Source organism: Streptomyces sp. NPDC052396 (genome assembly GCF_044593195.1).
Lineage (GTDB): Bacteria > Actinomycetota > Actinomycetes > Streptomycetales > Streptomycetaceae > Streptomyces.
The window spans coordinates 1-23,348 of the sequence record NZ_JBIUAW010000010.1; the positions used below are offsets into that span (position 1 = coordinate 1).

Sequence of the window (23,348 nt, forward strand, 5' to 3'; positions counted from 1 at the left end):
TCGCCGCCTGGAACACCGACCCCAGGCCCTACATCTGGACCAAGACCGCCGACGAGATCCTCGAACGCCTCGCCTCATATCTGAACAGGATTCCTGACTCGGCAGACTAGCGGACCGTTTCGCGGACGGCGGCGGAGACGCCTCGGACGGTGCCGGAGATGATGTCGGTGACCTCCTGGCTGTGCTCGTCGAGGTAGAAGTGGCCGCCCTGGAAGACGTGCAGGGAGAACTCGCCGGTGGTGTGCTCCCGCCAGGCTTCGGCCTCGGCGGTCGTGGTGTGCGGGTCGTCGGTGCCGACCAGCATGGTGATCGGGCAGTCGAGCCGGACACCGGTCACCCGGGGGTGGGTCTCGATGGCCGTGTAGTCGCCACGAACGGCGGAGAGGATGGCGGCCCGCAGGTGTTTGTTCTCCAGGTAGACGGGGTCGGTGCCGCCGACGGAACGCAGTTCCTCGATGAGGCCGGCGTCGTCACGGCGGTGAACCGTTCCGCCGCGCAGCAGGGAGGGCGGGGGGTAGCCGGAGGCGAACAGCCAGGCGGGCGGGGTGCCGGTGTCGTCCTGGTAGCGGCGGGCCACCTCGAAGGCGAGGATCGAGCCCATGCTGTGGCCGAAGAAGACGGCGGGCCGGCTGTCATCGGAGCGCCGCAGTGCCGCGTAGGTGAGGTCGGCGAGTTCGGTGAAGTTCTCGACGCAGCCCTCGGCACGCCGGTCCTGCCGTCCCGGGTACTGGACGGCGAGCATGTCCAGTTCCGGTGAGAGGGCTTCCGACAGTGCGTAGAAGTAGCTCGCCGAACCCCCGGCGTGCGGGAAACAGATGATTCGGAATTCACTGTCGTCGGTGGGATGGAAGCGGTGTGTCCACTCCCCGTCGAATTTCCCTGACCCTGTCATGCCCAGCCTTTCTGTGCGGTTACCGATTGCTCTGGCGGATTCAGGAGGCCCGGTGGTCCAGAAGGGACGCCACCAGGCTCGTCTCGACGTTGCCGCCCGAGACCAGCACCCCAATGTCCCGGGCGCGGCCCTCGGCGGCGAGACGCAGCGCGCCGGCCACAGCGGTGGCCGCGGCAGGCTCGACCAGCAGCCGGGCGTGGACGAGAACCAGACGCAGCGCCTCGGCGATGGCGCTCTCCTCGATGGTGAAGACCCCGGTGACCGCGGAGCGGGCCAGGTCGTAGGGCAGGTGGCCGATGCGGTCGGGGCGCAGCCCGTCGGCGATCGTGGGCTTCGCGTCCACGGTGACCGGCCCGCCGGCACGCAGTGCCGCGGTCAGGGCCGGTACGGCGCTGGGCTCGGCACCGTAGACATCGATGCCCTGGCCCGCGGTGGCCAGGCAGGCGCCGGCCACCGCACTGCCGCCCCCGACGGGCAGCACCACCGCATCCAGGCGGCCGCCGGCCGCGTCCACCTGGTGCAGCAGGTCCGCGGTGGCGGTTCCCTGGCCGGCCACCACGTCCGGGTTCTGGTACGGGTCGATCTCGTCGTAGCCGCGGGTGTTCCTGAGCTCCTCGACCACCGCGATCCGCTCGGCCAGCGTGGTTCCGGCCTGGAGCACCTCGGCGCCGGTTTCACGGATGCGCCGCACCTTGGTCGGAGCGGCGTCGGTGGGCAGCACCAGCACGGCCGGAAGCCGGTACTGGGCGGCGGCCAGGGCCACGGCTATGGCGTGGTTGCCGGTGGACTGCGCCACCACACCAGGGCTGCCGGCCGCCATCAGCCGCTCCACGGCAAGGAGCGCGCCACGCATCTTGAAAGAGCCTCCACGCTGGAGGTTCTCCGCCTTCAGCCACAGCCGCGCGCCGGCCACACACTCCAGTTCCTCGCTGCGTACAACGGGCGTCTGCACCACACGGCCGGCGATACGGTGCCGGGCATCGTGCACCCCTTCATAACTCAGCAGCGGCGGCTGCCCGGTGACGGCCACGGTGTTCGCGCCGATCGACATGAGCGTCTCCGTTTCTCTGTGCCTTCGAGGTGTCCTCGCCGGCGATCCGGACGGGCGAGTGGCCCTGGCCGAGCCGGCCAGGGCCACGGTTTGTCCCCGGGGCCCTGCCCCACGGGCGACCGCTAGCGACCGCGGACGGATTGCGCCTCGATCACGTCCAGCACCTCCCGGCCGCTGTCGACCAGGTACATGTGATCGCCCGGGAACTCCGCATAGGTAAATGCACTTGTGGTCGCGTCCCGCCACTGCTGTGCTTCTTCCGCGGTGACCAGGCCGTCGGAGTCACCACGCAGCGAGCAGATCGGCACCGACACCGGTTCGTCGGTGCTCGGGACGTAGCTCTCGTGCATTTCGCAGTCGGCCTGCAGTGTGGGGAGAATCAGTTCACGCATCTCCGGGTGATCGAGGGCCTCGTGCCGGAACCCGGCGAACTCCTCGACCCTGGCCAGGAATTCCTCGTCCGGGAGCCCCGCCGCCCGCCTCTCGCGCTGTGTCCACGGCCCCGGCGAACCACTGACGATCAGCCGCTCGACATGCACACCGCGCGTGCTCAGCAGGTGCACCAGCTCATATGCGAGCACCGCGCCCAGGCTGTGCCCGAACAGCACGGTCCGCGCCCCTTCGCCGAGGTCCGCGACAATGCCGTCGATCTCGTTCTTGGCCGCTTCGACAACATTCCGGTACGGCGTCTCCAGGAACCGCCGCTCCCTGCCGGGCAGTTCGACCGAGAGCACTCGCCACCGGCCGGCGGACAGCTCCCGCCACGGGTGGAAGAACGAAGGACCCGCTCCCGCGAACGGCACGCACAACAGCGTGGTCCGGCCCCCGTGTTCCGCGGATATGCCGGGCTCTGTCACCCCGACCAACCCCAATCATCCATTCGTTGGTTCGTTGAACTGGTTTCGGGAAAGCGATGTCCGGTCACTCCGCCAGCTTGCGGTTGATGACCTCCATGATTTCGGCCACGGCCGCGGGCATGTTCATCTCGTGGTGCGTGGCGCGCACTTCCTGCACCTCGATGGAACCGAGAACGTACGGCCGCCACAGATGCGCGTACGAATTTTCCTGGAGCGTCGCGCTGAAGAACAGCACATCGCCGCGGTAGACCGGCGATTCGAAATCCATCATGAGGGTCGTGTTGTTGGTCAGGACCTTCGCCATGGTGTCCAGGAAGTCTTGCCGGTTGTCGGTGCCCATGTACTGGCCGAAGTATTCCTCGAGTTCCACCCGGTAGTCCGACAGCGTCTTGCCGGCATGAATCTCCGTGAACCCGTGCCCGCCCGGCTGGGAGTCCAGGATGGCCACGAGGGCGATCTCGTGCCCACGCCGGTCGAGCGCCTCCGCGACGGCCTGGACGACCGTGCCACCGTAGGACCAGCCGACCAGATGGAAGGGCCCTTCCGGCTGGATCTTCAGCATCTCGGTGACGTAGTCCTCGACCATCTCCTCCACCGACCCCACCAGCGTGTCCACGCCGTCGGAGCCGCGGGTCTGCAGGGCGTAGGCCGGCCGGTCCCGCACATGCAGCACAAAGCTGAAGTACGCCCACCCCAGTCCGCCGCCCCCGTGGAAGAACCACAGCGGCGGCTTCCCCGTACCGGGATCGCTGTTCAACGGCAGCACAACAGCGAATGGATCGGCGGACTCCACGGGAGCGTTGACGAGCAGCAGCGAGGCCAGCTCGACCACCGTGGGGTACTTGATGATGGTCCTGAGCGGCATATCGACATCGAACTCGCTGCGGATACGGGCGCTGAGCCGGGTGGCCAGGAGCGAGTGCCCGCCGAGCGCGAAGAAGTCGTCGTCGATACCGACCCGCTCGACGCCGAGCAACTCGGCGAAGATGGCACACAATTTCTCTTCGCGGGAGTCGCGCGGCTCCCGGCTGACCGCGGCGTTGGTGTCCTCGGACGGCAGTGCTCCGCGGTCGAGCTTCCCGTTCGGGGTCAGCGGGATCTCCGAGAGCGGGATCACCGTGGAGGGCACCATATAGTCCGGGAGGCGCCCCCGCAGGTACTCGGGCAGCTCGGCGAGCAGCGCCTGAACCCCGCCATCGGCCTCCGCGGTATCGGGCTCGGGCATCACATAGCCCACGATGCGCTTGTCACCGTCCTGGTTCTCCCGCACCACGGCCGCCGCCTGCGCCACGGCGGGATGCCCGGTCAGCACATGCTCGATCTCCCCCAGCTCGATCCGGAAACCCCGGATCTTCACCTGGAAGTCGGTGCGCTCGATGTACTCCAGCTGACCGTTCCGGTCCCAGCGCACCAGGTCCCCGGTGCGGTACATCCGCGCACCGGCCGGGCCGAAGGGACAGGCCACAAACCGCTCCGAGGTCAGCTCGGGCCGGCCTTGGTACCCACGGGCCATCCCGGCACCGGCGATGTACAGCTCGCCCGGCACTCCGCGCGGAACCGGGCGCAGCCGCGAGTCGAGCACATACACCTGGGTGTTCCCGACCGGCCTCCCGATCGGCGCGCCCTCCCCCGCCTTCACACGCGCCTCGGTGCACCAGGTCACCGTCTCGGTCGGGCCGTACATGTTGAACACTTCGGCGGCCTGCCTCGCCAGGGTCTCGGCCAGGCGTACCGGCACGGCCTCCGCGCCGATGATGATCCGCAGGCCCTTGGCGGCGTTGGGATCGTGCATCAACAGCATCTGCCAGAAGGCGGGCGTGGCCTGCACCGCGGTGACCCCATGGCGGCGTATCAACTCCAGCACGGCCGAGGGGTCGGTGACGGTGTCCTTGCCCGCCATCACCATGGTCGCGCCGGCGGTGAACGGGAGGTACAGCTCGGTGTTCGCCATGTCGAAGGCCACCGTCGTGCTGAACAGCATCCGGTCCGCGGACGACAGCGGGAACCGCCGCTGCGTGGTGGCCAGGTAGTTCGCCACCGCGCCGCGCGGGATCGCCACACCCTTGGGGTTGCCCGTCGACCCCGATGTGTAGATCACATACTGGGCGTTCTCCGGCCGGACGACCACCTCCGGTGCCGCATCCGGATACTCCGGCCAGTCCACGCCGGCCAGCGCCTCGGCGTCGAGCACCAGCAGCGGATCCGCGTGCTCGAGGATGTAGTCGATCCGGGAACGCGGGTGGTCCGGATCGATCGGAACGTAGGCCCCGCCAGCCTTGATCACCGCAAGCAGCGCCACCACCAGGTTCACGGTCCGGGGCAGGCACACGGCGACCCGCGACTCCGCCCGCACACCGCGGTCGGCCAGCCAGTGCGCCAGCCTGTTCGACCGCGCTTCCAGCTCCCGGTAGGTGAGCGACTCCTCCTCGCCGATGATGGCCAGTGCCTCCGGTGTCGCCTGTACCTGCCGGCGCACCGCCTCCACCAGCTCCAGGGTCGGCTCGGCGGTGTCGTTCATCTCCACCACCAGCCGCTGCCGCTCCCCCGCGCTCAGCACGTCGACATCCCCGACGCACATGCCCGGATCGGCAACCAGTTGCTCCAGGACACGCGTGAACCGAACGGCGATGGCCTCGACCGTCTCCCGGTCGAACAGATCGGTCGCGTAGGAGATGTCGCCCCGCAGCGCCCCCGAACTGTCCGCGACCACGTTGAAGAACAGGTCGACCTTGGAGACCGACGGGGTGGCCTGCTCGACCTCCAGCGTGAGCCCGGCGAGTTCGAAGTCCGGCCTCGTGTAGTTCTGCAGGCCAAGCATCACCTGGAACAGCGGCTGGTAGGCCGCGGAGCGTTCGGGGTTGATCGCCTCGACCAGCGTGTCGAACGGCATGTCCTGGTGCTCGTAGGCCGCCAGCGACTTGTCCCGTACCTGCGCGAGCAGGTCGGTGAACGACGGGTCACCGGAGAGGTCCACCCGCAGCACCTGGGTGTTGACGAAGAACCCGACCAGATCGGCCAGGGCCTCGTCGGTCCGCCCGGCGATCGAGCTGCCGATCGTCACATCGTCCCCGCCGCCGAGCTTGCGCAGCAGCACCGCCAGCGCGGCGTGCAGGACCATCGACATGGTCGCCCCGCGCTCGTCGGACAGCTTCTGCAGCCCGGTCGCCACCTCCGGCTCCACCTTGAGGCCGACCGTGGCGCCGCGCCCGCTCGCCTGGGCGGGCCGCGGGCGGTCCAGAGGCAGGTTCAGCGGCTGCGGCACCCCGGCCAGTTCCTTGCGCCAGTACGCGACCTGCGCAGCGGCGAGACTGTCCGGATCCGCCACATCGCCGAGCAGCTCGCGCTGCCACATCGTGTAGTCCTTGTACTGCACGGGCAGCGGCTCCCACGCCGGTGCCCGGCCCTCCCGGCGGGCGGTGTAGGCCGCGGCCAGGTCCCGTACCAGCGGCGCACCCGAGCTGCCGTCCGTGGCGATGTGATGGATGACCAGCACCAGGACGTGTTCCCGGGGTGAGCAGCGGAACAGCCGTACCTGCAGCGGGAGTTCGGCCGCCAGGTCGAACCGGTACGCGATGGCCTCCGCGACCGCGCCGGACACATCCTCGGGCGCCACCTCGATGACCGGCACCTCCGGCGCGGCCTCCGCCGCCGGGAGGATCCGCTGGTGCAGCTCACCGTCGTCGTTCGTCACATAGACGGTGCGCAGGATCTCGTGCCGCCCGACCACGTCATGGATCGCCCCGGCGAGGGCGGCCTGGTCCAGGGATCCGGTCAACCGGAAGGCCGCCGGCATGTTCCAGTTCTCCGACCCGCCCTCCATCTGGTGCAGAATCCACATACGGCGTTGCGCGAATGACAGCGGAATCATTGCTTCTTACTCCTCTACGAACATCTTGCGCAGGCCGGGGCGACGGGGAGCGGCCGATTCCTCCGCCCACGCGGCGAGCGCGGCCACCGTCGGCAGGTCGAAGATCTTGCGGATGGGTATCTCTATCCCCATCTCGGCGCGGGCGCGGCTGATCAGCCGGGTGGCGAGCAGGGAGTGCCCGCCGAGCTCGAAGAAGCCGTCGTCGATGCCGACCCGGTCCGCGCCGAGCACCTCGGCGAACAGCCCGGCCAGGGTCTCCTCACGGGCGGTGCGGGGTGCCCGGTAGGCGGCGCCGGTGTACTCCGGCTCGGGCAGCGCGACCCGGTCCAGCTTGCCGTTCGGAGCGAGCGGCAACCGGTCGAGGAGCACGAAGGCGGACGGCACCATGAAGTCCGGCAGCCGTTCCGCGACAAAGGCGTGCAGCTCCTTCGTCTCCGGGCCACAAGGGTCGTCGGTTGTCGTGCCGTCGCCGGTGACGGCGGGCACGGCATACGCGACCAGTTGCTTGCCGGTGCTGCTGCCGCGCCCGTCGCGGGCGATGACGGCGGCCTGCGCGACGCCGGGGTGCGCGGTGAGCGCGGCCTCGACCTCGGCGGGCTCGATACGGAAGCCGCGTACCTTGACCTGTGCGTCCCCGCGGCCCACGTATTCCAGCCGGCCCTCGCCGTTGAGGCGGGCCAGGTCACCGGTGCGGTACATGCGGGAGCCGGTCGGGCCGAACGGGTCGGCGACGAAGCGCTCGGCGGTCAGTGCGGCGCGGCCGTGGTAGCCGCGGCCCACATTCCCGCCGACGTACAGCTCGCCAACCGCGCCCGGCGGCACCGGAGTCATGCCGGGGCCGAGGACGTAGGTCCGCATGTTGCCGAGCGGGGTGCCGACGGGCGTGCTGCCCGCCGAGACCTGCGTGTCGCTGTCGACGGTGAAGGCGGTGGCGTAGAACGACTCGCTCTGCCCGTAGGCGTTGACGATCCGCACGCCTGGGAAGGCGTCCCGTGTCTTCTCGACGAGCGACCAGGGCAGGGCCTCGCCGGCGAAGACGACCGTCTCCACGCTGGTGCGGTCGGCGATGTCCTCGACGAGTTCGGCGAAGGCGGACGGCACGGTGGAGATGACGCTGCCGCTCCAGCCCTTCCGGTCGCCCAGGACCAGGACGTCCTGGACCACTTCGACGACTCCGCCGGTGGCGAGGGTCGTGAAGATCTCGAACGCCGAGACGTCGAAGTTGACCGACGTGCCCGCCAGGAGCCGCTTGCCCGGCTCCATGCCGACACGGGAGGCCAGCCGCAGCACGCCGTTGACCACGCATCCATGGGTGATGGCGACGCCCTTGGGCTTGCCCGTGGAGCCGGAGGTGTACATCACATACGCCAACTGCTGCTCATGGAGCGGGATTTCGAGGCCGGTTGCGTCTCCGGACAGGTCCAGCGTGTCCAGGAGGACATCCGGGGCATCGTGCTCCGGCAGCACCGCGACCGTCGCCTTGTCCGTCAGGACGAGGCGCGGCCGCGCCTCCTCGAAGATGGCCGCAAGGCGGTGGCTGGGGTACCTGGGGTCGACCGGCAGATACGCGCCGCCCGCCTTCAGGACCGCGAGCAGGGCGACCACCAAGTCCGCCGACCGCGGCAGCGACACCGCGACCACCGACTCCGGGCCCACGCCACGGCCGGCCAGTTCGCGCGCCAGGCGGTCGGCCCGGGCGTTCACCTCGCGGTACGTGAGCGACTCGCCCTCGGCGACCACGGCCACCTCGTCCGGGGTCCGCGCCGCCTGCGTCTCGACAAGCCCGGTGATCGTGACGTCCGGGGTCGGGACGGCCGTGTCGTTGAACTCGACGAGGAGTCGGTCGCGTTCGGCCGGCTCCAGGACGTCGAGCTGCGCGACCTTCTGCTCGGGGGTGGCCGCCAGCTGTTCCAGGATGCGCACGAACCGGGCCGCGTACGCCTCCACTGTGTCCCGGTCGAAGACACCGCGCGCGTACTGGAGGAGGAACTGGAGGTTCTGTTCGGCCGCCGCCATCAGGGCCAGCGGGTAGTGGGTGCCGTTGGACGGGCGCAATCCGGTGATGGTGATCCCGTCCGCGGCCTCGGTGGCGGCGCCGATGCCCTCCTCGTCGACCGGGTACGACTCGAAGACGACCAGCGTGTCGAAGAGGGTCGGCAGGCCGGTAGCCTGCTGGATCTGCGTGAGGCTGTGGTGGTGGTGCTCCAGCAGTCCGGTCTGCCGGTCCTGAAGCCGGCTCACAACCTCGGCGAGGGTGTCGCCGGGCGCGTACTTCACGCGGACGGGCAGGGTGTTGATGAACATCCCGACCATCGACTCGACGCCCGTCACCGCGGCCGGTCGGCCGGAGACGGTGGCGCCGAACACCAGGTCCTGCCGGCCCGTGAGCTGCCCGAGCAGCAGCGCCCAGGCGCCCTGGACCAGGGTATTGATGGTGACGCCCAACTCGGAGGCGCGCCGGTTGAGTTCACCGGACACGCCGGCCGGGAGGGAGACCTCGATCTGGTCGAGGCCGTCGTCGCCCACGGATCCCGGAGCGAAGAGGGTCGGCTCGTCGACCCCGTCGAGCTCGGCCGCCCACGCCCGTGCCGCCGCGTCCTGGTCCTGCCTGGTGTACCAAGCAAGGAACTCGCCGTAGCTCCGCGTTGCGGGCAGACCGGTCCCGTCGCCGTGGGACGCGTAGAGCAGCAGCAGGTCCTGCAGCAGCAGGGGCGCGGACCAGCCGTCGGCCAGCGCGTGGTGGACGGTCATCACGAGTTCGGCCCGGCCGGGTTCGAGGGAGACGAGTGCCAGCCGGATCAGCGGTGGGGTGTCCACGTCGAAGTGGGCGGCCTGGTCCTGGGTGAGGAACCGTTCGAACGTCTCGGTTCGCTCCGCCTCGCCGCAACCGGTCAGGTCGAGGTGCTGCCACGGCAGGGTCACCCCTTCCGCCGGCACGACCTGCACGAAATCGCCGTCGGCCCGGTTGACGAACGCCGCACGGAGGCTTGTGTGGCGCTCCAGCACCGCCTGCCCGGCCAAGCGCATCCGCTCAGGGTCGACCTCACCGGACAGGTGGAACACCAGCTGCACGTGGTAGGCGTCGAACGACGATCCGGCCAGCATCGAATGGAAGAGAATCCCGGACTGCGCCGGGGTCACCGGCCACACCTCGGCGAGGTGACCGAACCGGGCCTCCCAGGTGTCGATCTCCTCCTGACTCACGCTGACCAGGGGCGCGTCCGTCGGGGTCATTCCGCCGGCCTCGGGTGTCGCGACATGCCGGGCCAGGGCGGTCAGCGCCTCGACCCACAGCCCGGCCAGCTCGGTCACGTCCTCGTGGGAGAGCACACCGGTCGGGAAGCCGAAGTAGGCGGTCAGCAGCTCCTCACCGTCGGGGGTCCTGTTGGCCACCGCGTTGATCTCCAGGGCCGACAGCACCGGCATGTCCGCGTCCGGCGCGGCAATCAGGTCCCGCTGTGTGGTGTCGGGTGCCCAGCCCAGGCCCCGCAGCTCCTCGGGGATGTCCGCGGTGGACGTCCGGCCGAGGTAGTTGAACCCGATCTGCGGTTGCCGGTCGCCGGCCAGCGCGGCGGCGGTCTCCGGGTTGAGGTGCCGCAGCAGGCCGAAGCCGATACCGCCGCCCGGAACCGCGCGCAGCTGCTCCTTGACCGCCTTGAGCGCCCGGCCGGCGGCCGGACCACCGGCGAACGCGTCCGCCACGTCGACCCCGGCCAGGTCAAGGCGCACCGGGTACATCGCGGTGAACCAGCCGATCGTGCGCGACAGGTCCGCGCCGGGCACCGCCTGCTCCTCCCGGCCGTGCCCTTCCAACCGGATCAGAGCCGAGGAGGCGGGCACGCCCCGCGTCCGACGCCAGCGGGCCAGCGCCAGCCCCAGAGCGGCCAGCAGCCCGTCGTCGACACCGCCACGGAAGACCGCGGGCACCGTGTTCAGCACGGTCTCGGTGACGTCTGCCGGCACCTGGATGCGCACCGTGTCCACGGTGGCGGCGACATCCCGCGCCGGGTCCAGCTCCCGTGCTCCGAGGACCGGCTCGTCCTCGCGCAGGATCTGCTGCCACACGGGCAGTTCCGCCACCCGCTCCGCACTCGCCGCCTCCTCGGCCAGGGCGTGCGCCCACCGGCGCAACGAGGTACCCGACCCTGCCGGTTCCGAGGTGCCGCCGTACCGGACCTGCTGCCAGGCCGAGACCAGGTCCGGTACGAGGATCCGCCACGACACCCCGTCGACGACCAGGTGGTGCAGCACGACCAGCAACCGGCCCGCGTCCGTGCCGGAGGTGAACCACACGAACTGCGCCATGACACCCGCGTCCGGGTCCAGCCGGTCCGTGGCCGCATCCAGCTCGGCCTTCACATCGGCGTCGCCGTAGGGGACTTCCCGCAGCAGGGCGCCGGCGTCCACGCTGCCGGACGGCTCGATCCACAGGCCCGGCTGCGTCCGGTCGAGCCGGGAACGCAACACATCGTGCCGGTCGAGGACGGCCTGCAGTGTCGCCACCAGCCCCGCGCGGTCGATGCCCTCGGGCAGGGTCAGCATCCCGGACATGGAGAGCCGGCCAAGGCCGCCACCGAGCGCGAGCACATGCTTCGCCGTCGGCATCAGCGGAGCCCATCCCACGCCGCCGCCCGGCAGCTCCGCCAGGGTGAGGCGTTCCTCCGCGCGTCCCTCGACCAGTTCCGCGAGCCGGGCAACGGTGCGGTGCTCAAAGATCTCCCGCGTGCTGACCTCCAGGCCACGCGCCCTGGCCCGCGCGACGATCTGGATGGAGCGGATGCTGTCCCCGCCGCTGGCGAAGAAGTCGTTGTCGATGCCGACCTTCTCCACGCCGAGCACTTCGGCGAAGAGCGCGCTGAAGGTCTCCTCGTGCTGATTACGCGGTGCCCGACCGGTCGATGCCTGACCGTAGTCCGGCGAGGGCAGCGCCCGGTGGTTCAGTTTCCCGCTTGGCGTCAACGGCAGTTCCGAAAGCGGCACGAACACGGGAGGGACCATGTAGTCGGGCAGACACCCGCCCAGATACTCGGGCAGCTCAGCGAGCAACGCACCGAGCGACCTGGCCAGGGCGGGGCTGTTCGCCCGGATCCGCCTGCCTGTACCGCTGGGAACGAACGAGCCCGAGACGCTCCGCCGCCCGCTCTGCTGCTCGGGCAGCAGCACCGCGTCGAAGCATCGCGCGTCCTCGCCGGACCAGGTGAGAACGGCGTCCCGACCGTGCTCACGTGCCCACCGGAGCACTTCCTGCGGATCGAGCGGTATGCCGAGCAGGGAGGCCGAGTCGGGGAGACCTGCCGCAACCGTCAGGGCGGCCTCCTCCACCAGGCGCGCATTGGGTATCCCTGCCACTCGCACCGGGCCGCCCGCCCGCTCCAGGTCGGCCAGGTCGTACACCTCTCGGCCCCACGGCACCGACTCCACGCCGGCCAGGTCGAGCATGTCGGACGGTTGCTTGTGCAGGACGACCTCGTAGCGGTGGCGGGTCAGCTCGTTCTGCGCCTGCCCGGGCTTCAGCCGGATATCGACCGCGATGGAGCCGTCTCCCGCCCACTCGGTGAACCACTCCGGGGCGATCACCAACTCCTGCTCGGCGAGCAGCGCCTTCTCCACCAGTGTCCGCAGCTCGTCGTGCGAGGCGTGGGGGTGCGCCGCACGCTGCACCGCGGTCTGGAAGAGGCGGCATGTCGTGGCGTTGCGGACGTCACCGACGATGACGCGGCCGCCCGGCTCGAGGAGGTCCATCAGCTCGCGCAGCACCTGGTCGAGGTACTCGATGCTCGGGAAGTACTGCACCACCGAGTTGAGAAACACGGTGTCGAACCGGCCACGGGGCAGCCCGGACACATCGTCGGCCGGTTGGGCGCTCAGATGGACCCGGTCACCGTATCCGGCCTGCTCGGCCTGGGCCCGGACGCGGTCCACCACCGTGGCCGAGATGTCGGTGCCCCAGTACTCCTCGACGTCACCGACGATCTTCCCCAGGAGCAGACCGGAACCGATACCGATCTCCAGCACCCGCCGCGGCGCGTACCGCAGCACCTGTGCCACCGCCGCGTCCTGCCACTCCAGCATTTGCTCACGCGGGATCGGCTCACCGGTGTAGCTGGAGTTCCAGCCTCGGAAGTCGTCGCCCAACCCATCGTCGAACTCGGAATAGTTGTCGTCGTAGATTTCGCGCCACTCATCCACCTGTGCGTCGGCATCAGCCGCTGCGGCATACGGCTTGGGCACCAAGTACCCCACAAGGTGCTTGTCACCCTGCTGGTTCTCACGCACCACGACTGCTGCCTGCGCCACACCGGGATGCGTGGTCAGCGCGTGCTCGATCTCACCCAGCTCGATCCGGAATCCCCGGATCTTGACCTGGAAATCGGTTCGCCCGAGGTACTCGACCTGGCCGTCCTGGTTCCACCGCACCAGGTCTCCGGTGCGGTACATCCGGGTTCCCGGCGCGCCGTAGGGGCAGGCCACGAAGCGGTTCGCGGTCAGGTCCGGCTGTCCGAGGTAGCCCCTGGCGAGCCCGGTACCGGCCAGGTACAGCTCGCCCGCCACCCCGGGCGCGACCGGACGCAGCGCCGCGTCCAGCACGTACACCTGGGTGTTCCACACCGGTGCGCCGATCGGCAGCCGGTCCGCACCCGGCACATGCTGCCGCGCCGTGACCTCGACCGCCGCCTCGGTGGGGCCGTAGAGGTTGTGCACACCACATCCCGGCAGCAGGTCGACGACCTTGTTGGCCAACTCGGCCGGGAACGCCTCACCGCCTGCCTCCACCCAGCGCAGACTGGAGCACTCCGCCGCCGAAGGCTCGGCGAGGAACACCTCCAGCAGCGAGGGAACGAAGAAGGCACCGGTCACCCGCTCCCGCCGGATCAGCTCGGCCAGGTACGCCGGATCCCGCTGCCCGTCCGGGCGCGCGATCACCAGGGCCGCGCCGGCCTGCAGCGGCGTGAAAGTCTCCGGCACCGACGCGTCGAAGCCCGCCGACGAGCTCACCAGTACCCGGTCCTCGGCACCGATCCCGAAATACGCCTGACGCCACGCCAGCATGTTCATGACCGACCGGTGCGACACCTGCACGCCCTTGGGGGCACCGGTGGACCCGGAGGTGTAAATGACGTACGCGGCGTTGTCCGGCGACAGCGCCCGCTCCGGGTTCTCCTCCGAGTACCCGGACACGTCCGGAAGCGTTCCGTCGAGCACCAGCAGCGGCTTCGAACTGTCCAGCAGATACCGCACCCGGTCCTCGGGCAGCTCGGTGTCCACGGGCAGATAGGACGCACCCGCCTTGAGCACCGCGTAGATCGCCACCATCAGGTCGACGGAGCGGGGGATGCGCACCATCACCAACTGCTCCGGGCCCGCGCCCTGTTCGACCAGCCAGTGCGCCAGCCGGTTGGCACGCCGGTTGAGCTCCCCGTAGGTCAGCGTCTCCTGCTCACCGATCAGCGCGACATGGTCGGCGTCACGCTCCACCTGGGCCTCGAACGCGCCCGGCAGAGTGTCCGCGGCCACCAGGTGTGCCGTGTCATTGACCCCCCGCACCAACCAGTCCCGCTCCTGCGCCGACAGCACCTCGATGTCACCGACCGGCACCGTCGGGTCCTCGACCGCCTGCTCCAGGATGCGCACGAACCGGTCGACGATACGGACGGCCGTGGTGTGGTCGAACAGGTCCGTCGCGTACTCCAGCACCCCGTGCGCGCCCCCGGACGCCTTCGGGACGACGTTGAAGAACAGGTCGAACTTCGCGGTGCTGGTGACCGCCGGGAGGGGACTGACCCGCAGATCCGGCATCTCGATCTCCGGCCACACGAACTGCCAGCCCAGCACCGTCTGGAACAACGGCTGATACGCGGTGGAGCGATCCGGGTTGAGCAGCTCCACCAGCCGCTCAAACGGAATGTCCTGGTTGTCGTACGCGGTGAGGGCTTTGTCCCGCACCTGCTCCAGCAGATCGCCGAACGACGGGTTCCGCGACAGATCGGTGCGCAGCACCCAGGTATTGACGAAGAACCCGATCAGGTCGTCGAGTTGCTCATCGGCGCGCCCCTCGATCGGGCTGCCGATCGTCACGTCCTCCCCCGCGCCCAGCTTGTTCAGCAGCACCGCCAGCGCGGCCTGGGCCACCATCGGTGCCGTGGCGCCGCGGTCCACGGCCAGCTTCTGCAACCCGGACAGCAGCTCGGGTGCCAGCTCGAACGGGACGTCGCCGCCGCGGTAGCTGGCCGTCGTCGGCCGCGGCCTGTCCAGCGGCAGCTGCAGCGGCTGCGGCACTTCGGCCAACTCCTCCTTCCAGTAGGAGAGTTGCGCCGCGGCGACGCTCTCCGGGTCGGCCTCGTCACCCAGGACCTGCCGCTGCCACAGCGTGTAGTCCTTGTACTGCACGGCAAGGGGCGTCCACTCTGGCGGCCTCCCCTCGTGGCGAGCCTCATACGCCGTCATGAGGTCCCGCAGGAACGGCGCCATCGACGCCCCGTCTGCGGCTATGTGGTGGAACACGAACACCAGGACGTGCTCCTGCGGAGCGACCCGGAGCACGGTCGTCCGCAGGGGAAGCTCCGTGACCAGGTCGAACACCTCGCACGCGGCGTCGTGCACCGCGGCATCCACCGCGTCCGCCGCCACGTCGACCACCCGGAAGGGGTGGGCCGCCTCCTCCGGAGGCAGGATCCGCTGCTCCGCCGTGCCGTCCTCGTGCTCGGCGACCAGGGTGCGCAGGCTCTCGTGCCGGGTTACGACATCCGTCACCGCCGCGACCAGGGCCGCCATGTCCAGCGTCCCCTCCAGGCGTAGCACGAACGGAACGTTGTAGGTCGAGGACGGGCCTTCCAGGCGGTGGAGGAACCACATCCGACTCTGGGCAAAGGACAACGGGATCATCGACGCTTCTCCTGAACGATCATCGGTCGCAGCTGGGGACGTTTCGACTTGGCCGACTTCTCGATCTGCTCCGCCAGCTGCGCGACGGTCGGATTGCGGAACACCGTCGTGACCTTCACGTCGGCGTTGAGCTCGCTGCGTATGCGGCCGATCAGCCGGGTGGCCAGCAGCGAATGCCCACCGAGGTCGAAGAAGTCGACGTCGATGCCGACTTCCTCCACACCGAGCAGCTCGGCGAACAGCCGGCAGAGGACTTCCTCGTTGTGGTTGCGCGGACCTCGTCCGGTCGCGGCTTCCGTGTGGTCCGGTGCGGGGAGCGCGTTACGGTCGAGCTTCCCGCTCGGTGTCGTGGGGAACTCGGCGAGCGGCACGATCGCCGAGGGGACCATGTACTCCGGCAAGTGCTTGCGGACCAGGTCCATCAGGGCCGGGATGTCCAGCTCGGCCGCATCCGCCTTGCCGTTGCCCGGCACCACGTAGGCGACCAGCCGCTGGTCGTCGGCGCGGTCCTCCCGCACCACGACCACCGCGCTGTCGACGTCCGGATGCGCGGTCAGCGCCGACTGCACCTCGGCCAGCTCGATGCGGAAGCCGCGGACCTTGACCTGGAAGTCGGATCGCCCGATGTATTCGACCTGGCCGTCCTGGTTCCACCGCACGACGTCGCCGGTGCGGTACATCCGGGTCCCCGGCGCACTATAGGGGCAGGCAACAAACCGGTTCGCGGTCAGCGCGGTCTGCCCGAGGTAACCCCTGGCCAGACCGGCACCAGCCAGATACAGCTCACCGGCGACCCCGGGCGCGACCGGACGCAGCGCCGCGTCCAGCACATACACCTGGGTGTTCCACACCGGCGCGCCGATCGGCACCCGGTCCGCACCCGGCACATGCTGCCACGCCGTGACCTCCACCGATGCCTCGGTGGGACCGTACAGGTTGTGCACACCACAGTCGGGCAGCACATCGGTGACCTTGTTGGCCAACGCCGCCGGGAACGCCTCGCCCGCGACCTCGATCCAGCGCAGGCTTGTGCACTCCTTCGCCGAGGGCTCGACGACGAACGCCTCCAGGAGGGAGGGCACGAAGTCCGCACCGGTCACCCCCTCCCGCCGGATCAGCTCGGCCAGATACGCCGGATCCCGGCGCCCGTCCGGACGCGCGATCACCACAGCCGCGCCGGCCTGCAAGGGGGCGAACAGCTCCGGCACCGACACATCGAAGCTCGCCGACGTGCTGAACAGCACCCGGTCCTCGACACCGACGTCGAAGTGCGCCAGACCCCACTTCAACCGGTTCATGATCGACCGGTGCGACACCTGCACGCCCTTGGGACCACCGGTGGACCCGGAGGTGTAGATGACGTACGCGGCATGGTCCGGCGACAGCGCCCGCTCCGGCTTCGTCACCGGGTACCCGGACACATCCGGCAGCGCCTCGTCGAGCACCAGCAGCGGCTTCGCATGGTTCAGCACATGCCGCACCCGGTCCTCGGGCAGGTCGGTGTCCACCGGCAGATAAGCGGCACCCGCCTTGACCACCGCGTAGATCGCCACCATCAGATCCACGGAACGAGGGATACGCACCGCGACCAGCTGCTCGGGGCCCGCACCCTGTTCGACCAGCCAATGCGCCAGCCGATTGGCACGCCGGTCGAACTCCCGGTAGGTCAGCGTCTCCTGATCGCCGATCAGTGCCACCCGATCGGGGTCGCGCTCCACCTGGGCCTCGAACGCGCCCGGCAGAGTGTCCGCGGCCACCAGGTGTGCCGTGTCATTGACCCCCCGCACCAGCCGGTCCCGCTCCTCCGCCGACAGCACCTCGACGGCTCCGACCGGCACCGTCGGATCCTCGAGCAGCTGCTCGAGAACCCGGACGAGCCGGGCGGCGATCTCCTCGGCCGCGTCGCGGTCGTAGAGGTTGTTCTGGTAGTCGAGGGAGAGCCGCAGGTAGGGGTCAGATGCGTTGAGGGTGAGCGGGTAGTGCGAGCCCGCGAACGGCCGGATGGCGTCGATCGTGAAGCCTGCCGCGATGTTCGCGTCGACCATGCCCTCGCGGTCGACCGGGTAGTTCTCGAACACGACGATCGTGTCGAACAGGGCGGGAAGGCCGACGCCGCGCTGGATGTCGGCAAGGCCGTAGTAGTGGTGGTCGAGCAGCGCGGTCTGCCGGTCCTGCAACGCGGTGATGACGTCGGCCACGCTGTGGTCCGGCCGGCAGAACACCCTGGTCGGCAGGGTGCTGATGAACAGGCCGACCATTTCGTCCGAACCGATCAGGTCCGCCGGGCGGCCATTGACGGCGGCGCCGAACACCACGTCCTGCTGCCCGATCAGCTTCGAGATCAGGATCCCCCACGCGCCCTGCAGGAGCGTGTTCAGCGTGACCCCGAGTTCCGCGGCGCGCCGGGCGAGTTCACGCCCCTTGTCGATCGACAGCGGTACCTCGACCCGCCCGAGGGCGGACGCCGCTTCCTGGACGGGAGCGTTCGGGGCCACCAGGGTCGGCTGGTCGAATCCGGCGAGCTCGGCCTTCCACCGGGCAGCCGACGCCTCCCGGTCCTGCTCGGACAGCCAGGCCAGGTAGCCGCCGTAGCTTCGGACCGGAGCAAGCTCGTGGGTCCCGGAGTACAGCCGGATCAGGTCCGTGATCACCAACGGCGACGACCAGCCGTCGAACAAGGTGTGATGCGCCGTGATGACGAGTTTCGCCTGCTGCGGCCCGCAGGTGAGCAGGGCCAGACGGAACAGCGGCGGCCGGGCGGGATCGAGCTGGTCGGCCCGGTCCGCGGCGAGGAACTCGTCGAGCGCGGTGTTCTGCTCCGCCTCGCTCCGACCGGTCAGATCCATGTGCCGCCAGGGCATGACGACGTGTTCCGCCACCACCTGTACCGGATCGCCGTTCTCCCCGGTGAGGAACGCGGAGCGCAGGTTCGGATACCGGTCGAGCAGCGTCTGTCCGGCCGCCCGCATCCGCGCCGGGTCCACGTGCCCGGACAGGTGCAGCACAAACTGCATGTGGTAGACGTCGAAGGAACCGTCGGCAAGCGCGGCCTGGAACTGGATCCCGGACTGCCCGGGGGCCTGCGGCCACACCTCGACCAGGCGGCCGTAGCGCGTCTCCCAGGCCTCGATCTCGTCCTGCCGCACCGAGACCAGCAGGGCGTCCGAGGGAGTGAGCCCGCCGATCCCCGGCTGTGCTGCGTACGCGGCCATGCCGTGCAGCACCTCGACCCACAGCTCGGCCAGTTCGGAGGCCCGCTCGCGGGACAGCACCCCGGTGGGGAACATAAAGGCCGTCTGCAACCGGGTGCCGTCGGCGGTGTCCGTGGCGACCGAGTTGACCTCCAGCGCGGACAGCGCGGGCAGGTCCGGGTCGGGCGCCGGGATCAGCTCGGCGGACCAGGATGCCGGTCCCCACCCGTCCGCGCGCAGGTGCTCGGGCACGTCGGAGTCGGAGATCCGTCCGAGGTAGTTGAACCCGATCTGCGGCACCGGGAGGCCGGCGAGCTGCTCGGCGGTCTCCGGGTTCAGCCAGCGCAGCAGTCCGTACCCCACGCCCTTGTCCGGGATCCCGCGCAGCTGCTCCTTGACCAGCTTGATCGCCTTCCCGGCCGCGGGGCCGCCGGCCAGCACGTCGGCGAGGTCCACCCCGCGCACATCGACCCGGGCCGGATACATGCTGGTGAACCATCCGACGGTCCGGGAGAGGTCGGCTCCGGGAACGACGTCCTCCTCGCGGCCGTGCCCCTCCAGCCGGACCAGGGCCGAGCGGTCCGCGCCGCCCCACCGGTTCACCGCCAGGGCGAGCGCGGCGAGCAGCACATCGGTCCCGGTGCCCTTGAACGCCGCGGGAAGCCTGGTCAGCACCGCCTCGGTGACCTCGGCGGGCAGCTCCACCCGCACGGTGTCGACCGTGGACCACACATCCACCGCCGGGTCGAACGCCCGCGTGCCCAGCGGGGGGTTGGGCGCCTCAAGCATGTCCCGCCAGTACGCCAGTTCCGCTTCCCGCTCCTCGGAGAGCGCCTCGTCCTCCAGCGCCGACGCCCAGCGGCGGGCCGAGGTGCCGACCGCGGGCAGGTCGGGAGCCTTGCCGGACCGGACCTGCTGCCAGGCCTCGGCGAAGTCCGACATCAGGATGCGCCAGGAGACACCGTCCACCACCAGGTGGTGCAGCACCACCAGCAGCCGGCCCGCACCCGGCTCCGCGGCGAACCAGACGAAGTCCGCCATGGTCCCGGCTTCCGGGTCGAGTCGCCCGACCGCGGCGTCCAGCTCCGCCTTCGCCGCCTCCAGCGAGCCCGGCTCATCCCACCGGCCGTCGCAGGGCACCCGGCGGATCAGGTCCGCCGCCCGCACGGTGCCCGCCGGACGCACCACGAGGGAGAGCTCGTCGCCGCGCACCAGTTGGGCGCGCAGAAGGTCGTGCCGGTCGAGCACGGCGTCCAGCGTCGCGGCAAGGCCGCCGGCGTCGATGCCCTCGGGCAGCTCCAGCACCATCGACATGGCGAAACGGTCCATCCCGCCACCGTGCTCGAACACCTGCCGTGCCACGGGCTGCAGCGCCATGGGGCCGACGCCGCCGCCCTCGTCCTCCGCGAGCGCGGGCACCCGCTCGTGGCGGGCGGAGGCCACCTCGGCCAGCCGGGCCGCCGTGCGGCACTCGAAGATCTCCCGCGTGGTGAGCTCCAGGCCCCGGGCCCGGGTCCGGGCCACCACCTGGATCGACCGCAGGCTGTCCCCGCCCACCGCGAAGAAGTCGTCGTCGATACCGACCCGGTCCACACCGAGCACATCCGCGTACGCCGCGGTGATGACCTTCTCGGCCTCGGTGCGCGGCTCCCGGTAGGCCTCGCCCAGGAACTCCGGTTCGGGCAGCGCCGAGCGGTCCAGCTTGCCGGTCGGCCCGAGCGGCATCCGGCCGAGAGCCACGAAGGCCGACGGCACCATGTAGTCGGGCAGTCGTGCCGCGACGAACTTGCGCAGTTCGGCGGAGGAAGCACCGGCCAGCACATCCACATCGCCGATACCACCCGCGCCGTCGTCACCGACGGCCCCCTCGCCGGTGTGCACCACATACGCGACGAGCCGCCGCCCGCCCGAGGGCACCTCCCGGCTGATCACCACCGCCTGGCTGATTCCGGGGTGCTGCAGGCACACCGCTTCGACCTCGGCGGTCTCGATACGGAAGCCGCGCACCTTCACCTGGCCATCGGCCCTGCCGACGCACTCCAGCCGGCCCCGCGCGTTCCAGCGGGCCAGGTCGCCCGTGCGGTACATCCGCTCGCCCGCGGGGCCGAACGGGTTCGCCACATAACGCTCGGCGGTCAGGCCCGGACGGCCGTGGTAGCCGCGGCCCAGGCAGGTCCCGACCACATACAGCTCACCGATCACGCCCTGCGGCACCGGGGCGAGGCCCGGGCCGAGGACATAGGCGCGCATGTTCCCCAGCGGGGTACCGATGGAGGCGACGTCGCTCTCCGCCCACTCCTCGGACGCCGCGAGGGAGAAGGTGGTGGCGTAGAAACTCTCGCTCTGCCCGTAGGAGTTCACTACCTGCACGCCGGGCAGGGCCTCGCGCACCCGCCGTACCAGCTGGGCCGGGAGCACATCGCCCGCGAACACCACCGTGCGCACGTCCGTCGCCTTCTCCAGGTGGCCGACCAGCTCCCCGAGCACCGAGGGGACCGCGCTGATCACATGGCCGTCCCAGCTGTCCCGCTCACCGAGCACCAGGGCGTTCGGCACCACCTCGGCCGTGCCGCCGGTGGACAGGGTGGTCAGCAGCTCGAAGACCGAGACGTCGAAGTTCACCGAGGTGCCGGCCAGCATCCGCCAACCGGGCGGCGCGTCCAGCACGCGCACCAGTTCCCGCACCCCGTTGACGACGTTGCGGTGGGTGATCGCCGCGCCCTTCGGCTTGCCCGTGGAGCCGGAGGTGTACATCACATACGCCAGGTTGTCCGGGCCCAGCGGCGAGATCCGGCCCGCGTTGTCCGGCGCCCCCTGGGGCGATTCCCATTCCGCGCGGTGGTCGAGGTTGATGCCCGACATGTCGTTCTGCGGCAGGTCCTGCCAGGTCGCGGTGTCGGTGACCGCGAAACGCGGCCGTGCTTCGGACAGCACGCCCTCCGCCCGTCCGCCGAGGTACTGCGGGTCCATCGGCAGGTATCCGGCACCGGACTTGAGGATCCCGAGCAGGCCGGCCACCAGGTCCTCGGTGCGCGGCAACGCCAGCACCACCAGGTCTTCCGGCCCGGCACCACGCCGGATGAGCTCCCATGCGACGCTGTTCGCCCGGTCGTCGAGCTCCCGGTAGGTCAGTGTCCGGTCGTCGCACACGATCGCCGGGGCGTCCGGCGTCCTGGCCACCTGGCTTTCGAACAGCTCCGGGACCGTCAGCTCGGGCGCCACTGTGGTGGTGTCGTTGTACCGGATGAGCAGCCGGTCCCGCTCGGCCGTGTCGAGCACGTCGATGCCGCCGATCCTGCGCTCGGAGTCGGCCACCAGCCGGCCCAGCACCCGGACGAACCGGTTGGCGATGCCCTCGGCCGTGTCCCGGTCGAACAGGTCGGTGACGTATTCCAGACGGCAGTCCGCCCCGCCCGAGCCGTTCGGGAGCATGTCGAAGAACAGGTCGAACTTGGCCGTTCCGGTCTCCAGCCGCTCGGCCCGGACATCGAGGCCGGGGAGTTCCAGATCCGGCACGGGCGGCTGCCAGGAGAGCATCACCTGGAAGAACGGGTTGTAGGCGCTGGACCGGTCCGGGTTCAGCAGCTCCACCAGCCGCTCGAACGGCATGTCCTGGTTGTCGTATGCGGCGAGGGCCCGCTCCCGCACCCGCTGGAGCAGCTGTCCGAAGGTCGGGTTCCCGGAGAGGTCGACGCGCAGCACCCAGGTGTTGACGAAGAACCCGATGAGGTCCCGCAGTTCCTCATCGGTGCGACCCGCGATCGGCGCGCCGATGGGCACATCGTCACCGCAGCCGAGGTGGTGCAGAAGGACCGCCAGCGCGGAATGCATGACCATCGAGACCGTGGTGTCCGCTTGTGCGGCCAGTTTCTCCACGGACCGGAGCAGCTCGGGGTCGACCGAGAACGGGACCCGGTCGCCGCGGTGGCTCATCGCCTTCGCGCGCGGGCGGTCGGTGGGTATGGCCAGCGGCTGTGCCATATCCGCCAACGCCTGCCGCCAGTACTCCAGTTGCCGCGCCGCCAGGCTGTCCGGGTCGGCCTCGTCGCCCAGCAGGTCCCGCTGCCACAGCGTGTAGTCCGCGTACTGCACCGGCAGCGGCTCCCACGCCGGGTCCCGGCCCTCCCTGCGGGCCGCGTAGGCCATGGTGAGATCGCGGAACAGCGGCCCGAAGGACTCCCCGTCCACGGCGATGTGATGCGCCACCAGCACCAGGGTGTGCTCGCGCGGTCCGGTCCGCAGCAGCCGGGCACGGATCGGCACATCGCCGGCCAGGTCGAAGGTCCCGGTGGCCACCTCGTCGACCGCCGCCGCCCGCTGCTCCTCCGCGACCTCGACGACCGGCAGGCCGAAGGGCTTCTGACCGGGTGACAGCACCTGCTGGTGCGGGACACCGTCGTCGTCCTCGACGATCACCGTGCGGAGGACCTCATGCCTGTCAATGACATCGCGGAGCGCCGACTCCAGCGCATCCACGCTCAGCTCCCCGGTCAGCCGCAGGGCGAAAGCGCCGTTGTAGGTCGGCGAGGGGCCTTCGAACCGGTCCACGAACCACAGCCGACGCTGCGCGAACGACAACGGGATCATTGTGTCTCCAAATCGGCAA

The 23,348-nt window shown here is 70.1% G+C and carries 6 protein-coding genes; all 6 read right to left on the reverse strand.

What is annotated here, in order from left to right:
- Positions 1–106: 106 nt before the first annotated feature.
- On the reverse strand, positions 107–892 hold the full coding sequence (locus ACIHFE_RS24825) for a thioesterase II family protein (RefSeq protein ID WP_400109755.1): 786 nt from the start codon (positions 890–892) through the stop codon (positions 107–109).
- A gap of 40 nt (positions 893–932) precedes the next feature.
- Positions 933–1,943, reverse strand: a complete 1,011-nt coding sequence (locus tag ACIHFE_RS24830; RefSeq protein ID WP_400109756.1) for a threonine/serine dehydratase — start codon at positions 1,941–1,943, stop codon at positions 933–935.
- Between the two features lie 122 nt (positions 1,944–2,065).
- Complete coding sequence (locus ACIHFE_RS24835; protein ID WP_400110201.1) at positions 2,066–2,755, reverse strand: thioesterase II family protein; 690 nt, start codon at positions 2,753–2,755, stop codon at positions 2,066–2,068.
- A gap of 109 nt (positions 2,756–2,864) precedes the next feature.
- Positions 2,865–6,668: an amino acid adenylation domain-containing protein gene (locus ACIHFE_RS24840; protein ID WP_400109758.1), complete on the reverse strand. Its 3,804-nt coding sequence runs from the start codon at positions 6,666–6,668 to the stop codon at positions 2,865–2,867.
- Between the two features lie 6 nt (positions 6,669–6,674).
- Positions 6,675–15,551, reverse strand: coding sequence for an amino acid adenylation domain-containing protein (locus tag ACIHFE_RS24845; RefSeq protein WP_400109759.1), 8,877 nt, complete (start codon positions 15,549–15,551; stop codon positions 6,675–6,677).
- On the reverse strand, positions 15,548–23,329 hold the full coding sequence (locus ACIHFE_RS24850; RefSeq protein WP_400109761.1) for an amino acid adenylation domain-containing protein: 7,782 nt from the start codon (positions 23,327–23,329) through the stop codon (positions 15,548–15,550). The genes ACIHFE_RS24845 and ACIHFE_RS24850 overlap by 4 nt, the downstream gene beginning before the upstream one ends.
- Positions 23,330–23,348 lie beyond the last annotated feature (19 nt).

Bases quoted from the DNA above. Each gene is read 5' to 3' on its own strand.
- ACIHFE_RS24825 (WP_400109755.1), bottom strand. From the start codon at position 892: ATGACAGGGTCAGGGAAATTCGACGGGGAGTGGACACACCGCTTCCAT.
- ACIHFE_RS24830 (WP_400109756.1), bottom strand. From the start codon at position 1,943: ATGTCGATCGGCGCGAACACCGTGGCCGTCACCGGGCAGCCGCCGCTG.
- ACIHFE_RS24840 (WP_400109758.1), bottom strand. From the start codon at position 6,668: ATGATTCCGCTGTCATTCGCGCAACGCCGTATGTGGATTCTGCACCAG.
- ACIHFE_RS24845 (WP_400109759.1), bottom strand. From the start codon at position 15,551: ATGATCCCGTTGTCCTTTGCCCAGAGTCGGATGTGGTTCCTCCACCGC.
- ACIHFE_RS24850 (WP_400109761.1), bottom strand. From the start codon at position 23,329: ATGATCCCGTTGTCGTTCGCGCAGCGTCGGCTGTGGTTCGTGGACCGG.